The following is a 15559-nucleotide window of genomic DNA, read 5'->3' on the forward strand; positions in this document are numbered from 1 at the left end:
GAGTTTCGCAGGCTCTTTTTTCATACTTAAGTATAATAAAGTTTAAACTTTTTCCGTATCCAGACAAGCTCAAATCTGCCGAATATAGCTAATGTGGAAGGATCCACAGAGTTAATTAGAGATTAAGGAGAATCACTATGGCACTAGTAATCAACACAAATGTTACCTCAAACATGGTACAAAGAAACCTAAACAACGCAAATGCGGGTGTTAACCAATCAATTGAACGTTTGTCAACAGGTTTCAAAATCAACAAAGCATCAGATGATGCAGCGGGATTATCAATTGCAGAAGGCTTTAAAGCACAGGTAAGCGGCAGTCAAATTGCTAAATCCAACACTGAACACGGTATTAATCTGCTTCAAACTGCTGAAGGTGATATGTCCGTTATTCAGGAAAACCTTCAAAGAGTCAGAGATTTGACTGTCCAGGCAGCAAACGGAACTTATTCTACTTCAGAAAGAACAATGCTTCTATCAGAAGTTAAAGCTCGTTTCCAGGAAATCACAAGGCTTGCTAATGTATCTTCATTCAGTGAAATACCTTTACTAAGCAATAACGGTACAAATTTAACACTTCAAATCGGTGCAAACACAGGAGCTGACAACAGATTAGCAATAGGTGATGCTCTTATTAAAATGACAGCTACCGCATTGAGCGCTCAATTTTCTGGCGCAAATTTAGACACTAACTTCAAAACATCAGTAAGCGCATCTGACTTTATCACTACCATTGATGAAGCCATATCCAAAGTTACAGATGCAAGAGCTAAAATCGGCGCTTATCAAAACAGACTGGAATCTGCTCTTGAGAGTTTAGACATTAAGTATGAAAACCTATCATCCTCATTATCACAAATCAGGGATGCAGACGTAGCTAAGGAGTCTGCTACATTAACCAAGGAACAAATCTTGCAACAAGCATCCGCAAGTTTGTTATCTCAAGCAAATCAAAACCCATCAATTGCTTTACAACTTATCGGTTAGTGTTTTTAGCAAAATCAAAGAGCCGGAATAATTTCGGCTCTTTTTTTCATGCTATGGTAAATGTAAAAATTGTAACGATTTTGTTATATTAAGCAATTTTCCGAGAGAAATTTTCTTTATTAATATGGATGGAAAGCTCTCTCTTCTTATTAATTTAACCAAACGGATCTGGCAACAGGTCCTTTTTCTTTGCATACATATGCAGAGTGTGGAAGCAGTAATCATAAAATTTTCCAACTGTATGGGGTTGAAAAACCCAAAATGTCTGTTATTATAATAATAGGTTACAAATCCATCCGGATGGCGGCTTTTCCATGAAAGATGAGTTGAAAATCGATTATAAAGAACATAAAATTAACTTTCCGCTCACATACGGGTATTTAGACGGAATTGACGAAGTATTTAATTTTAAAACCAACAAAAGCGAATCGTTAGAAAAGTTTAAGTTAAACCTTGATAACGATGAAATGGAAATGAACCAGTATCTTTTACTTGAAGAAATGGCAAAAAAAGCTAATGAAGTTGACGTGGAACTCAACCTTGACGGGCTTGAATACAAGGGCAAGGGTAAAGTTTCACACTTCTTTAGTGTCAATGGCTTGAACATTAACTTAATCCTAAAAGAAATAATTTAGAAGCTAAGGTTTTAAGAAGCTTGGAGGCTAGGCTTTCGCATAGATTTTTGCTGCTTACTGATTTTCCGCAATAACTATTAAGCTTCCAGCCGCTCCCGGCTTCTATTTACTATCGCACTTGTCTTTGATAACAATCAGGTTATTCATAATCTTCATAGTGGTAGTAGGAAGAACAACATTATCCAAGCCGCCTGCTATACTAAGAATTTTACCCGCAGGAAGAACAACTTCTTCTCCGTTGTACGTAAAAACATAATCAGTATCTCTGTCTGAACGAATAGTAATTTTGTCCATTTTTGTCTCCTTAATTACCGGATTGTGCTAACAATTCTAATTTCTTCTGTTGGTCATAATTAATAAGCAAATTAATTAACTCTTCGATTTCACCTTCAATAACTGTCCATACATTAAGGTTTTGCCCTATTCTATGGTCTGTGAGTCTGCCTTGAGGGAAGTTATAAGTTCTGATTCTTTCGCTTCTGTCTCCTGAACCAACCTGTGAACGTCTTAAATCAGTTATTTCCTGCATTTGTTTTTGAACTTCTATATCATAAAGTTTTGCCTTAAGAATTTGCATGGCACGTTCTTTATTTTGCAATTGGCTGCGCTCCTCCGTGCAAAAAACCATAATACCCGAAGGCTTATGAACTATTCTTACGGCAGTTTCAACCTTATTAACATTTTGTCCGCCGGCGCCGCCCGAGCGTGCTGTTGATATTTCTAAATCGGTAGGGTTGATATCAATTTCAACATCTTCTACCTCAGGCATAACTGCCACTGTTGCAGTACTTGTATGAATACGCCCCTGAGATTCTGTTTGCGGAACACGCTGAACTCTGTGGACTCCTGACTCATACTTTAATTTGCTGTAAACACTGTCGCCCTGTATAGAAATAACAACCTCGCTGATTCCGCCGACATCACATTCGTTGATGCTCAAAACCTGAGTTTTCCAACCTTGTTTTTCAGCATAGCGCATATACATTCTCATTAAATCGCCTGCAAAGATATTAGCTTCATCTCCGCCTGCACTGCCTCTGATTTCAAGCATAATATCCTTATCATCCATAGGGTCTCTGGGCAGCAGCAAAACCTTCATTTCCTGGGAATAAATTTCCATTTTTTCTTGTGCGCCTTCAGCTTCAGCATCTAAAAACACCCTCATCTCAGGGTCATTTTCTTCTCTAAGCATCTGCACAGACTCACTGTAAACTTTAGATGCTTCCTGCCATTTTTTATAAAGTTCAACGGTTTCTTCCATTGATTTTCTTAATCTGGACAAGGTTGTAAACTCTTTATAATCAGCAATTACATTAGGGTCAGAAAGTTTTTCTCCCAATTCGTTATATGATTTTTCAATGCTTATAATTTTATCAAGCATTTTTTCCATTGATGTATCCTCTATCGTCTATAAGCTAATGATATAACAAAAAACAAGAATTATCATCATTATTGTGCTAAATATTTATCAAGTTTTTCTCTTACAAGTAAAGCTCTTTGTGTGATTTCTTCCAAAGATTTTGCATTCTCGAACAAAGATTTTCCCAATCCCACAGCAATGGCACCTGCTTCTATATAATCAAGGAAATCATCAATCTCAACACCGCTTGTAGCAATTAATTTCAAGAAAGGCATAGCTCTCATAATATCACTGATATATTCAGCTCCGCCCATATCTTTGGCAGGGAAAATCTTAGTCAAGAGCGTATTAAGTTTCCAGCTTTCATAAGCCTCATTAGCGGTAGAAGCACCCATTATAAGAGGAACATCCACTCCTTTGGCAAACTTGACTATACTCATTTCAATTACCGGAGTATCTAAAAACTGCGCACCTGCATCAACTGCCGCCTGGGCCTGACATGTCGTAATAATAGAGCATGCTCCTAAGAGAACTTTGTTGTCTTTGGACATTTCCCGAATAATTTCAATTGCATTCGGAATATCCATCGATATTTCTATAGTTGTTAAATGACCTTTTACCAATGCTTTTACAACATCAAGCGTCTTAAAGTTCTTACTTTCTCTTATTACGGTAAAAACTTTACTTTTCTCAAGATGAGCCAATACATTTTGTTTTTTCATATTCTAATTCCTATAAAGTGAGTACTTATTACCTTGTTTAACTTGTGTAAGCGAAAATGCTTCAATATTATTATCTTCATTACTATTTTTTATTATAACAAATACATTGTTTTTATCTGAAAGAATTTTTTGCAGCCGCAGTTTATCAGGTTCTGTAATAAATACCATTCCCGCAGGAAAATGCAAATACGCGGACGGTCTTATCCCGAAATTATAAGTAACAAGCTCTGCGGCTTTTTGCTCATTTGCCACAGAAGAATATTCCGCAAGTTCATTTTGCCCTCCTTTATGGATTAAATCAAAAACATAATGCACGGCAATAATCGAAACACCCGCCATAAACAGAACATGCATTGCAAAAACCAAATATTTTTTCTTCATTCCTATGAAAGCAAGTAAAAGAAAAGAGGTTAAAAGAAACCAAACAGCAACAATAATTTTCATAGGGGCTACTAAATCAGCAACATCTTGAGGCAGCAAATAACTTGACGCCAAAGCAAACATACCGCCAATAAACAAAGTAAACGCCAGAAACATACTTGAAAATTTTATAAGATATTTGTTCTCATCTTTAATCAAATAATCACACCAAAAATTCCCAAGCAATATGGCAACAGCAGGAAACATAGGCAAAATATAAGTGGGCAGCTTTCCGCTTGAAATACTGAAAAAACCAAAAACACAAACCGCATATACAAGAGCAAATATATTCAGTTTTTTTGAATTATCAAGTTCAACAAACCAGTCTTGTATTTTGCCAAAAACCTCCCCGCCTAAAAGTACAGCATTTTTTGTCTGTTTGATAATTAAAGCCAAAAAATTAAACACATAAGGGAAAATCCCGATTAACAAAACCGGTATAAAATACCACACGGGTTCTTTTTCCTTAAGTCCGCCCGAATCTATAAACCTTCCGAAATGATGTCTTATAATATGCTCTTCGATGAATATCATGCCATGTTTTTGATACATAGCCACGTACCACGGCATACTAACCAGCAGCATAATTATAAAGGAAGGGATAATGTTCACAGGGTTAAAAAAGTTTTTTAACCTCTTTGTAAAAACTGCAAATACAAACAGAATTCCAAAAGGAAGAACAAATCCCACCAAACCTTTGGCTAAAATCGCAAGCCCCATAAGTGCATAAGAAACATACCAGTAGAACTTCTCATTTTTTTCTTCGCAAAAGTTTGTCAAAGCGCCGCTATAAACACTAAGCGTCAAAATTGCGGCAAAAACCATATCAATTATAGAAATCCTTGCAAGTACTGTAAACTCAAGCATAGTGAGTAAAATCAAAGCGCTTACAAGTCCTGATATATTAGATTTAACACGTTTAACAAAATAATAGGTAGCGAAAACACTCACCGCCGCCAGCAATGCCACAGGCAAACGTGCCGCAAAGCTGCTCATCACGCCAAAAATCTTATACGATATTGCCACCAGCCAAAAATACAAAGGCGGCTTGTCAAAAAACGGTTCAAAGTTAAACTGCATTGTAACCCAATCATGGCTCAGCAAAATTTCTCTCGCCATAATTGCATATCTTGTTTCATCAACATCGATAAAAGGATATGAACCCAAACCGTAAAATAATACGAAAAAACAAGCCAAAAGTAATATAAGAACAGCTGATAATACTGAATGTTTTTTTATAAATTCCATAACTAACCCTCTGTAGCGTTAAAACAATTATAACAAACTCAAAAATAAATTGATATTAAATAATAATCATCCATGGTAAACTAAAATTACGGGTAATATATATTTATGAAATTTGCATTTATAACAAGAAAACTTGAAGATAACAATTTTTACGGCGGCGGCGAAAAAATGAACTACAGGCTCATTACAGAGCTGATAAAAAAAGGGCATACCGTTCACATTTTTTGCAATGAAGTCAATTTAAAATATGATAATCAAATCGACAAAGAAGGGATTTTCATAGTTCCTGAGCCGTTTGTACTTACACAAGAGCGCAGAAATACCGAATTAAAAGAATATGATATAGTTTTCTCTGAAAATTTAGGAGTAGCAAACTGCGATGCCGTATATGTACACGGACACAGTACACTATACAGGCTTAAAGAGGTAAGGCACCCTCTTGAAAACTTTGTGAATAAACTATTCCAGCCAAAAAGATTTTCTACCCTTACAACGGATTCTATCGGCGCAATGTCCATAATTGAAACAACAAATCTTGTATTTGTGCCGTCAGAGTTGTTGAAATATGACTTTAAAAAGTATTTAGAAACGCCGGCTGAAAAAATACACGTCCTGTATCCCGGGATTGATATACCTGCCGAATACAAAGAATTTAAAAGAGCGGATGAGAAAAATATTGTATTCGGGATGAGTGCGGTAGGATTTGATATAAAAGGCGGGTACATATTTTTAGCGGCGCTGCACCATTTAAAGAAAAAGTTTAAAAACTTCAAAGCCCGCATTATATACCCCGGAGCAGAAAAGAACTCTCTCACAAAAGCCTTCACCTTTTTGCTTGGAATACACAGCAATGTAGAATTTTTGCCTTTCCAGGAGGATATGTCAGAATTTTATAATTCTATAGATGCAATTGTGATGTCTTCAAGACAAGAAGCCTTCGGGCTTGTAGCGCCTGAGGCGATGAGCTACGGCAAAATAGTAATCACCACAGAAAGATGCGGCGCCTGTGAAATAGTGCAAGACGGGGTTTCAGGCTTTGTAGCTCCTTACGGTAAAACCCCCGCTAAAAACCTCGCCGTTAAAATGCTTGAAATGGTAAAAAGTGAAAACAGATTTGATGAAATAGCAACAAAAGGCTATGAAAAAGTTCAAACGCTAAGCTGGCAAAATTTCACGGAAGAGTTCTTAAAAGCCGCAGAATCCAAAATATCAATCTAATATATGAACACTAAACCGCAAAAAAAGTGTATCATCTAAGTAAGGATTGGTGTGCAATCGCTATGTTTGAGCAAAAACAACAAAAAGAAAATGTATTTAATAACGCTTTTGTTTTCAAAGGCGAATCCCCTTTTGTTGCCAAACCGCCGCAGGAAAAAATCAAAAAGAAACCGCATAAATCCATAGATGATTTGGATACCAGCCTGATTTTATCCACGGTAAACAAGAATGTTACCAATAAATCAGTACTCCTGAAAATCAAAATAAATACTCTTGAAAAAGAGTTAAAAGTCATTGACGAAAAAATCGAATACGGGAAATTATTAAAACTGCCAAAAGAAGACAAAAAACTGGAACATTTAAAAGACTTAAAAAAACAAATGGAAACACAGCTTACAACGATAAAAAAAGAAGCAAGAGAGTTGAATATTCTGTACAGTTACTATGGATTTTTGGCGGAAAAATTCAAATTCGTAGTTGTAGATAAAATTTTTAAATTCTGCAAAAACAAATGTATAGAAGGCTTCAAATTTTTGGCACAAAAAACAGATAACTTTAAAATAATAAAAAAGCTGCCTGAAATTTTACTGAAAAAATTATAAATCCAATCTTATATCACATGCCATTTTATGTGCGGATAAACCTTCAATATGCGCTAAATGAGAGGCAACTTTTGTTATATCCCGCGATGAACTTGAACCGGTAAACTTCTGCCAGGTTTGAATTTTAAGGAAATCAAACACGCTTAAACCGGCGCTGTACCTTGCAACTCCGTTAGTAGGCAAAATATGGTTAGTACCCGAGCAATAATCCCCAAGCGCCTCAAGGGAATAATTGCCTATAAACAGAGAGCCGTAATTAGTCAATTTGTCTATATAATCACCTTCATTTTTTACTATAAGCTCAAGGTGTTCGGGGGCTTTTCTGTTAGCAATTTCTACAGCCATAGACAAATCATCAACCATAATTATGTAAGAATTTTCCAGTGCAGCCTGCGCAATTTTACCTGTTTTTAACTTAGGCAAAAATTCGTTAATCTTATCACTTACCCTGTAAGCCAAAAGCTCTGAATTTGTGATTAAAATAGCGCTGGCATCAGCATCATGTTCACACTGTGCAAGCATATCGGCTGCAATAAAATCAGGTTTTGCACTATCATCGGCTATAATTAAAACCTCTGAAGGACCTGCCAAAAAATCTATGCCGCAATCACCGTAAACAAGCTTTTTCGCCATAGTAACAAATTTATTGCCCGGACCTGTTATCTTATCTACTTTAGGTATAGTTTCGGTACCATAAGCCATAGCAGCTATAGCCTGAACTCCGCCAACCCTGAAAATCCTGTCCGCTCCTGCCAAAGAAGCTGCAACAACAGTAACATCCTGTATCTTAGGAGAACATACAACAACCTCCTGTACACCTGCAACTTTTGCAGGAACTACAGACATAATCGCAGAAGACGGCAAAGGATAATTCCCGCCCGGAACATAGGCGCCTGTTATTCGCAGCGGAATGATTTTTTGTCCTAATGTTCCGCCGTTAGAGAATAATTCCACTTCTTTTATGGAAGCTCTTTGTGTATGAGCAAAGCGTTTTACGTTCTCTATAGCTATTTTTATCGCACAAATAGTATTGTCATGAACTTTTTTAAAAGCAGCATCAATTTCAGCCTGCGTAAGTTCGATGTTTTTAATATCACCATCGCCAAATTGCCTTGAATAATCTATTAATGCTTCATCTTTGCGTTTTTTTACATCTTCAATAATTGCATGTACGGAGGGCAATTTATTAAAAAGTTTAAACTCAAAAAATTCAGCAGGTAATTCACTATAACTGACTATCTGCATAAAAACTATTTTCTCCTTGATGCCAAATTAGCTAACACATCGTTAATATCAACGTTATTTTTTACCATAAAGGCAAGTAAGAAATAAGTTAAATCTGCCATTTCCCAAGGCAAACCGTCCCCTTCTTTAAAGCTTACAACTTCAAAAGCTTCTTCCATAATCTTACGTTTCAAATAAAATTCATCGTTAAATAATTTTGTTGTAAAAGAACCTTCCGGCAAGTCTTTTAGTCTATCTTCAAGCACGGCGACAAGGTCATGTATGACAAATTCTCTTTCTCCGAAACAGGAATACGCACCCGTATGGCAGGCAACCCCCTTTTGTTCTACGGTGAAAAGCAAGGCGTCTTTGTCGCAGTCATATTTCACATTAACGAGTCTTTGGGTATTTCCCGAAGTTTCACCTTTTGTCCAAAGCTCTTCTCTTGAACGTGAATAGTAAGTTGCCAACCCGTCTTCAAAAGACTTTTTCAATGACTCTGCATTGGAATATGCAAGCATAAGTACTTGCTTAGAGTATAAATCTTGAACTATTGTCGGCATAAGCGGAGTTTTCTCAAAATCTAGCAAATTTGCAAAAGCTTCTTTTAAATCCAAGGAACCGTTATAAATACACATTCCAAGTTGAGAGTTGGCGCCTATTTCATCAAGCAGTTTTATCTCATCGATAGCACAAATCCCGCCTGCAGCAGTCAAATCATGTTCTGTTAATTCCCTTATTTTTCGTATGGCATCAACATCCGTACCGGACATCATGCCTTCTTTTTCAACTATGGTGTACAAATATCCCGAACAAAAGTTATTGAAACGATTGACGTATTCTTCGGGTTTAAACTCGGTAGTTTTCATCCAACCTTCTGTAACAACTTTGCCGTTTTTTGTATCAATTGCAACTATAAGCCTTTCTTTTGGCAGCTGGCTGAGCAGATTTTCGCATGCTGCTGTGCCTATAATAATTCTTTTAGCGCCGGAAGCAATTAAATCCAAAGCTTTTTCATGGGTTCTTATCCCTCCGCCAACTCTTGCAGGGTATTTTTTTATCAACTGTTTAATAAGGTCAAGGTTATCGCCCTTGCCCATGGCAGCATCCAAGTCGATTATTGCTATTTCACCGAAACGTGAAAAATATTCGGCAAGTTCAAAGACATTATCTTTTTCTATAACCTTGTCTGCACCTTGTCTTAACTGAACGGCCTTACCATCCATAATATCAATACTGGGAATAATCATAATAAATTACCTCAAAAGCATGTAACTGACTATAATTATTTTAACACCTTTATAGATTTATAGTTCGCCAAGTAAGGTAAATGTTTATTACTAATTAATTCGCCGGGAGCTAATACAAAAATACCCGGCGGGCATTCCGCTATCAAATCAGCGGAAATTCTTCCTACACAGTCTGGTGTATCAACCATTTCAAACTCTTTATAGAATGCTTCTCTCGGAGTCATCACAATTTCAGGCTCAAGAAGAGGCATGAATTTATAATCCTCCAAATATGAAATATCCGAATGCTCTTTTGCAGCTATTTCTTTTACAGCTTTTACAAAATAAAGTGCATCTTCAAAACTCCCGCCTATATTGGAAAGCGCTAAAATTCCGTTATCGGTGGAAGCTTCAATTTCTATGTTGTATTCAATTTTGAGAATATTTTCCAACCGTCTTCCGCATAAATCTTCCAGCATTAAATAAACCCTTGCCGGTTCTAAAAGAAATCCGTCTTCTTTTGTCAAAACACGAACTTTAGGAACATTTTTCAGTTCATTTTTTATATAATTTGCATTTTTAACGGCATTTTCAATTGCGTCTTTGCCTTCCAAGCTTGAAAGATAGGCTCTTGCCGCATCCAAACTGGCTAAAAGCAAAACGGAAGGGCTTGTTGTATGGAGCAGCCTTAAGTTATTTTCAATAACCTTAGGGTTTATTCTTGAATTATGGGATAGGGTTAAAACAGAACTTTGCGAAAAGCTTCCGGCAGTTTTGTGCATAGAATGCACAACCGCATCAGCGCCGAGATGAAGCGCGCCTTGCGGCATATTATCACTAAAATTCCACAAAGCCCCATGTGCCTCATCAACTACAAAAGTTACATTGTACTTCCTGCAAACTTGGGCAATAGCTTCAACATCGCTGACAATACCTTCATAAGTCGGACTTGTTACCCAAACCATTGAAACGTCATTATTTTCACGTAAAGTTTTTTCTACATCAGACGGATTTACACCGCCCCAGACGCTCCAGTTTTCATGCTTTTGAGGGGTTAACCATAAAGGCTGAGCGCCGGTCATCACCAGCCCTGTAATAACAGAACGGTGGCAGTTTCTGCCGATTATAACCTTGGAGTCAGGCTTTGTACATGTAAGAGCCAACGCAAAATTACCCACAGACGAGCCGTTCAAAAGAAAATACGAGTGTGCGCCGCCCAATGCTTCCGCGCATAATTCCTGGGATTTTTGCACAGAACCTGTAGCAGGGTGCAATGTTCCTATGTTATTAAATTCATCAGTCGTATCTAAGAAGCATGCTCCCTTGTCTACTATTTCTTTGAATCTTTTATATAAACCGGCACCTTTTGTATGACCCGGGATATGAAACTGCACCATAGGATGATTTTGGATATATTCCAACGCATCAACCAACGGTGTTTCTATTTTTTCTGTTATTATTCCCTCTACGCTAAGGGACTTTACAATATCTTCTTCCAAACATGGAGCCTCCTAAAAATAATTTAATAATTATATAAAAGCATAAATTGCAATAAATTGCTATTATTTTTTTTGCATTGTAAATTATTATTTCACATAAAAAAACGCCCGTTTTTTAAAATCGGACGTTTCTTTTATTTTTATTTAAAAACTAGCCTAAAGCTGCTTTTTCTTCATCGGTTACACCTTTGATAGTCATTTTTGTACGACCTCTGTCGTCGACTTCGGTAACTTTAACAATTACTCTATCGCCAAGTTTAATATAATCTTCAACTTGATTTACTCTTTCTTGTGCAATTTGAGAAATGTGAACCATACCGTCTTTACCCGGGGCAATTTCAACAATCGCACCGATAGGAAGTATCCTTGTTACCACACCTTTTGAAACCAATCCGGGAACTAATTTCAATGCCAAAGCATCAACCATTGATTTTGCTATATTAGCTCCTTCCTGGTCCACACTTGTAATTGTAACTGTGCCGTCATCAACTATATCAATAGTAGCACCTGAGCTGTCAATAATATTCCTGATGGTCTTACCGCCGGGTCCTATTACACCGCCTATGCAGTCAACAGGGATTTTGAACGTCATAATTTTTGGCGCCCAATCAGACATTTCTTCTCTTGGAGCCGATATAACTTCTTTCATTTTACTCAAAATATGCAGTCTGCCGTCTTTTGCCTGATAAAGGGCATTGGTTAAGGTTTCTCTTGAAATACCTTTTATCTTCATATCCATTTGAAGAGCGGTAATTCCTGTTTCGTTGCCTGTAACTTTGAAGTCCATATCGCCTAAGAAGTCTTCAATGCCTTGAATATCTGTCAACACAGTAATTTTTGATGATTCCTGAATAAGACCCATAGCCACTCCGCCAATCATAGTCTTAACGGGAATACCAGCGTCCATAAGCGCTAAGGAACTTCCGCAAGTACTTGCCATACTTGTTGAACCGTTAGATTCAATAACATCAGACGTAACTCTTATTGCATAACCGCATTCTTCTTCTGAAGGAAGAGAAGGGATAATGGCTCTTTCAGCCAGCGCGCCGTGCCCGATTTCTCTTCTGCCGGCACCTCTAAGAGGCTTAGCTTCACCTACGGAATAGCCCGGGAAAGCGTAGCTGTGCATATATCTCTTTTTAGTTTGAGGGTCAATGCCGTCAAGCTCTTGTGCCATACTCGGACCTGCCACCGTACATACGGAAAGTACCTGGGTTTGACCTCTTGTGAAAACCGCACTTCCGTGCGCTCTTGGAAGAACACCAACTTCAACCCAGATAGGACGAACTTCCTGCGGATTTCTGCCGTCAGCTCTTGTACCTTCATCGGTAATCATTTTGCGCATTATTTTCTTTTCTAAAGATTTAAATTCTTCCGAAACAAAATCCAACGGACTTGAAGCGATGAAAACTTTAATTGAATGTTCTTCAGGCAGCTCTTCCAATTTAGCAGCCACAAGTTCTTTTGCTTCTTTAAGCTTATTGCGTCTGTAATCATTATCAAAGTTATGATATGCATCAGAAACTATATCATAAGCCAAGTTTGAAATAAATTCAGCCAGCTCTGTTGTATCATAAGGGTTTACAAACTCAACGGGAGCTTTGCCGCATTCCTGCATAAATTGCTTTTGCATTGCAACCTGTTTTTTAATTTCTGCCTGAGCTAAATCAACAGCAGCCATAATATCATCTTCCGATACAAAATCGAGCCCTGCTTCAACCATAATAACAGAATCTTCCGTTCCTGCTATCACGATATTCATATCGCTTTTATCAACCTGGTTGTAAGTAGGGTTAACAACCATATTACCGTCAATTCTTCCTATTCTTGCTGCGCCGATAGGTCCTTCAAAAGGGGCTCCGCTCAACGATAAAGCGAAAGAAGCCGCTAATATTGCCAATACATCAGGTTGTTCGGATTGGTCTGAACTAAACACCTGTGCTGTTATCTGAACATCGTTCCTAAAGCCTTTAGGGAATAAAGGTCTGATAGGTCTGTCTATTAATCTGCTTGCTAAAATAGCTTTATCACCGGGTCTGCCCTCTTTTCTTAAAAATCCGCCGGGAATTTTGCCTACCGCAGACATTTTTTCTTCATAATCAACTGTTAACGGGAAGAAATCTATACCCGGTCTTGGGTTTTCGCTAACTGTAGCTGTTACCAATAACAAAGTATCTCCGACCCTTATAGTCACTGCTCCGCTGGCTTGCTTAGCCAACTTTCCTGTTTCAACGACAACTTCTTTGCCGCCGATTTCAAATCTGCAAGATTTTACATTTTCATTCATAATTTTTTCCTCTACATTGTCAACTTATAGTATACAACAAAAAGTTTACAAATCGTCAAAAAGTTTTTATTTTGGTACAATTAAACTCAAGAGCAAGAAAAGTAAGAGAGAGCCATGAGAAAGTATTCTATATTATTTCTGGCGCTGCTGATAGCATTCCATGTTAATTCAAGCGCTGATGCAATGTCAAAGAAAGCTTTTAAATATTATCAAAACGGCAATAAACTATATCAAATAAAAGACTATGAAGGTGCAAAAACCCAGTATGAAAAAGCCGTTAACATAGACCCTGTTGAATCAATTCTGTATATCAAACTTGCGGGAGTGCAGGTTGAGCTTGGAGAAAAACGCGAAGCCCTGGAAAATTATAAGACGGCTTTAAGATACACTCCGAATGACAGCTCTATATACACAAGCATAGGCAACATTTACCAGGAACTAAACGAGTATGAAAATGCTTACGCTGCGTACAAAAAAGCACTGGAACTTGCCCCTGACTATAAATATAATTACTTTAATATTGCAATAGTACAAAATTCTTTAGGTAATTATCAGGCGGCTATAGAAAATTATAAAATATTTTTAAATACCTATCCCGAGCATATAATTGCTCACAAAAATATTGCCACAACGTATCTGAACGCAAACCTTCCTCAGGGAGCAATAAAAGAGTATGAACAGCTTATTAAAAATCATCCTGCTGATTTTGATGATTGGACGAATTACGGCAGAGCTTTTTTAATGGACGGCAACTACAAAAAAGCCGTAACTATCCTAAAATCAGCCTGCGAAAAAGAACCTGAAAATGCTCTTAGCAGGTTATATCTGGCTCAGGCATATCAGGCTGTCGATAACAAACAGTCAGCAATAAAATATTATAAAGAAGCAATTATGATGGACCCTCGTTTTGTTAATGCAAAATTTGACCTCGCCAACCTGCTTTTTGATGAAAAAAATTACGACGATGCCATAGAATTTTATGTAGCTTATTTAAGAGATATGCCCAATAATTCTGATGCCTATTATAATTTAGGAATTGCTTATGAAGCAAAAAATGATGTAAATAGTGCCTTAAGCGCTTTTACAAAAGCGCTGGCGCTCAAACCCGATGACCCTAATATAACTCAGGAGATAGGCAGATGCTACCATCTTGCAAAAGACTACGAAAAAGCAATCGACTACTACTTAAAAGCATTGCAAGCCAAGCCTGATGATGCTTCGTTGCTTTACAACATAGCTTTAGCCTACTCCCAAAACAGCGATACAGATAATTCCATTATTTACCTGAATAAATCTTTAAAAATAAAAGACAACCGCCAGGTAAAACAGGATTTGGCAAAAGCTTATACAAAAAAAGGGCAGGAAGCTTATTCACAAAACAATTATGCACAGGCGGTAGAACTTTATAAAAAGGCTATCACCACTGATGTAAATTATGCACAAGCTTACCAGAATTTAGCCGATATAGTTTTTGCTTCAAAGACTTCTGAAGAAATTATTAATAATATGAAAGAAAATGTTGAAAAAGAGCCTGATAATCCTGATTTAAAAGTTGTTTACGGTGAAATGCTTCTGCAAAAAGACATGAAGGAAGAAGCAAAAGAACAATTTTCTAAAGCAATTGAACTGGACGAAAACAACACTATAGCAAAAGGTTATATGGCCGATATTTTCTACGGGGAAAAAAAATACAATGAGAGTCTGGTATACTACTCGGATGTGCTGAAAGCTCAACCCTATAACTCAGATGTTATGGTAAAGCTCGGTAATATTTACAAAGAAAAAAATGATAATGCAAACGCTGTCAAATATTATCAAAATGCCTTGACGGCAGACCCTCAAAATATTACGGCAAACTTTAACCTTGCCGTAATCTATATGGAGAGCAAAAATAATGCCAAGGCAAAAGAATTATTAGGCGCTATAATAAAAGAAAAACCAGAATTTCCTTCTTCTTATTATTTGTATGGCATAATATTGGATAATGAGAAAAAATATAATGAAGCTATCAAAAATTATGAGAAATTTTTAACCTTAGCACCAAAAGACGAAAATGCCCCCATAATAAAAAAGAGAACGGCAGAGTTAAAAAACTATATTAAACAGTTGAGCGGACGAAAAAAATGAAA

Annotated in this window: 13 protein-coding genes; 5 read left to right on the forward strand and 8 right to left on the reverse strand. The window is 37.1% G+C overall.

The genetic code is table 11. The features are described from left to right. The first annotated feature begins 137 nt into the window (after window positions 1-137). Window positions 138-986: a flagellin gene (locus PHX18_08045; GenBank protein ID MDD3594562.1), complete on the forward strand. Its 849-nt coding sequence runs from the start codon at window positions 138-140 to the stop codon at window positions 984-986. 314 nt (window positions 987-1300) lie between these two features. Further along, a complete protein-coding gene (locus tag PHX18_08050) occupies window positions 1301-1621 on the forward strand; it encodes a hypothetical protein (protein ID MDD3594563.1) in 321 nt (106 codons plus the stop codon). 102 nt (window positions 1622-1723) lie between these two features. Here PHX18_08050 and PHX18_08055 read toward each other — a convergent pair whose 3' ends face one another. The 4 genes from PHX18_08055 to PHX18_08070 are packed head-to-tail and all read right to left on the reverse strand — an operon-like array spanning window position 1724 to window position 5371. Further along, window positions 1724-1915, reverse strand: a complete 192-nt coding sequence (locus PHX18_08055; protein MDD3594564.1) for a hypothetical protein — start codon at window positions 1913-1915, stop codon at window positions 1724-1726. Between the two features lie 10 nt (window positions 1916-1925). After that, entirely contained in the window at window positions 1926-3011 is a 1086-nt protein-coding gene (gene prfA, locus PHX18_08060) for a peptide chain release factor 1 (GenBank protein MDD3594565.1), read from the reverse strand. A gap of 59 nt (window positions 3012-3070) precedes the next feature. Continuing rightward, window positions 3071-3703, reverse strand: coding sequence for a bifunctional 4-hydroxy-2-oxoglutarate aldolase/2-dehydro-3-deoxy-phosphogluconate aldolase (locus tag PHX18_08065; GenBank protein ID MDD3594566.1), 633 nt, complete (start codon window positions 3701-3703; stop codon window positions 3071-3073). A 3-nt stretch (window positions 3704-3706) separates the two neighbouring features. Then, window positions 3707-5371 (reverse strand): glycosyltransferase family 39 protein, encoded by a 1665-nt coding sequence (locus PHX18_08070; protein ID MDD3594567.1) that lies wholly within the window; start codon window positions 5369-5371, stop codon window positions 3707-3709. A 105-nt stretch (window positions 5372-5476) separates the two neighbouring features. On the opposite strand from PHX18_08070, the gene PHX18_08075 reads away from it, so the two are divergent. Together PHX18_08075 and PHX18_08080 are read left to right on the forward strand one after the other, a co-directional pair. Next, the gene (locus PHX18_08075) at window positions 5477-6589 is read left to right on the forward strand and encodes a glycosyltransferase family 4 protein (GenBank protein ID MDD3594568.1); all 1113 of its coding nucleotides are present in this window, start codon (window positions 5477-5479) and stop codon (window positions 6587-6589) included. Window positions 6590-6651: 62 nt separating this feature from the next. Continuing rightward, window positions 6652-7191, forward strand: coding sequence for a hypothetical protein (locus PHX18_08080; protein ID MDD3594569.1), 540 nt, complete (start codon window positions 6652-6654; stop codon window positions 7189-7191). Here PHX18_08080 and hisD read toward each other — a convergent pair. The 4 genes from hisD to PHX18_08100 form a co-directional block, all read right to left on the reverse strand. After that, entirely contained in the window at window positions 7186-8436 is a 1251-nt protein-coding gene (hisD, locus tag PHX18_08085; protein ID MDD3594570.1) for a histidinol dehydrogenase, read from the reverse strand. The genes PHX18_08080 and hisD overlap by 6 nt on opposite strands. Before the next feature lie 5 nt (window positions 8437-8441). Then, window positions 8442-9665: a bifunctional phosphoribosyl-AMP cyclohydrolase/phosphoribosyl-ATP diphosphatase HisIE gene (gene hisIE / locus PHX18_08090; GenBank protein MDD3594571.1), complete on the reverse strand. Its 1224-nt coding sequence runs from the start codon at window positions 9663-9665 to the stop codon at window positions 8442-8444. 35 nt (window positions 9666-9700) lie between these two features. Then, window positions 9701-11143 (reverse strand): aminotransferase class V-fold PLP-dependent enzyme, encoded by a 1443-nt coding sequence (locus tag PHX18_08095; protein ID MDD3594572.1) that lies wholly within the window; start codon window positions 11141-11143, stop codon window positions 9701-9703. 151 nt (window positions 11144-11294) lie between these two features. Further along, on the reverse strand, window positions 11295-13430 hold the full coding sequence (locus PHX18_08100; protein ID MDD3594573.1) for a polyribonucleotide nucleotidyltransferase: 2136 nt from the start codon (window positions 13428-13430) through the stop codon (window positions 11295-11297). 114 nt (window positions 13431-13544) lie between these two features. On the opposite strand from PHX18_08100, the gene PHX18_08105 reads away from it, so the two are divergent. Next, window positions 13545-15557, forward strand: a complete 2013-nt coding sequence (locus PHX18_08105; protein ID MDD3594574.1) for a tetratricopeptide repeat protein — start codon at window positions 13545-13547, stop codon at window positions 15555-15557. Window positions 15558-15559: the final 2 nt, after the last annotated feature.

The organism is Candidatus Gastranaerophilales bacterium (genome assembly GCA_028696075.1).
GTDB lineage: Bacteria > Cyanobacteriota > Vampirovibrionia > Gastranaerophilales > JAILCC01 > JAQVHS01.

What these genes read in the sequence shown, in the direction of transcription:
- PHX18_08045 (MDD3594562.1), top strand. Translation starts at nt 138, where the DNA reads ATGGCACTAGTAATCAACACAAATGTTACCTCAAACATGGTACAAAGA.
- PHX18_08050 (MDD3594563.1), top strand. Translation starts at nt 1,301, where the DNA reads ATGAAAGATGAGTTGAAAATCGATTATAAAGAACATAAAATTAACTTT.
- PHX18_08055 (MDD3594564.1), bottom strand. Translation starts at nt 1,915, where the DNA reads ATGGACAAAATTACTATTCGTTCAGACAGAGATACTGATTATGTTTTT.
- prfA (MDD3594565.1), bottom strand. Translation starts at nt 3,011, where the DNA reads ATGGAAAAAATGCTTGATAAAATTATAAGCATTGAAAAATCATATAAC.
- PHX18_08065 (MDD3594566.1), bottom strand. Translation starts at nt 3,703, where the DNA reads ATGAAAAAACAAAATGTATTGGCTCATCTTGAGAAAAGTAAAGTTTTT.
- PHX18_08070 (MDD3594567.1), bottom strand. Translation starts at nt 5,371, where the DNA reads ATGGAATTTATAAAAAAACATTCAGTATTATCAGCTGTTCTTATATTA.
- PHX18_08075 (MDD3594568.1), top strand. Translation starts at nt 5,477, where the DNA reads ATGAAATTTGCATTTATAACAAGAAAACTTGAAGATAACAATTTTTAC.
- PHX18_08080 (MDD3594569.1), top strand. Translation starts at nt 6,652, where the DNA reads ATGTTTGAGCAAAAACAACAAAAAGAAAATGTATTTAATAACGCTTTT.
- hisD (MDD3594570.1), bottom strand. Translation starts at nt 8,436, where the DNA reads ATGCAGATAGTCAGTTATAGTGAATTACCTGCTGAATTTTTTGAGTTT.
- hisIE (MDD3594571.1), bottom strand. Translation starts at nt 9,665, where the DNA reads ATGATTATTCCCAGTATTGATATTATGGATGGTAAGGCCGTTCAGTTA.
- PHX18_08100 (MDD3594573.1), bottom strand. Translation starts at nt 13,430, where the DNA reads ATGAATGAAAATGTAAAATCTTGCAGATTTGAAATCGGCGGCAAAGAA.
- PHX18_08105 (MDD3594574.1), top strand. Translation starts at nt 13,545, where the DNA reads ATGAGAAAGTATTCTATATTATTTCTGGCGCTGCTGATAGCATTCCAT.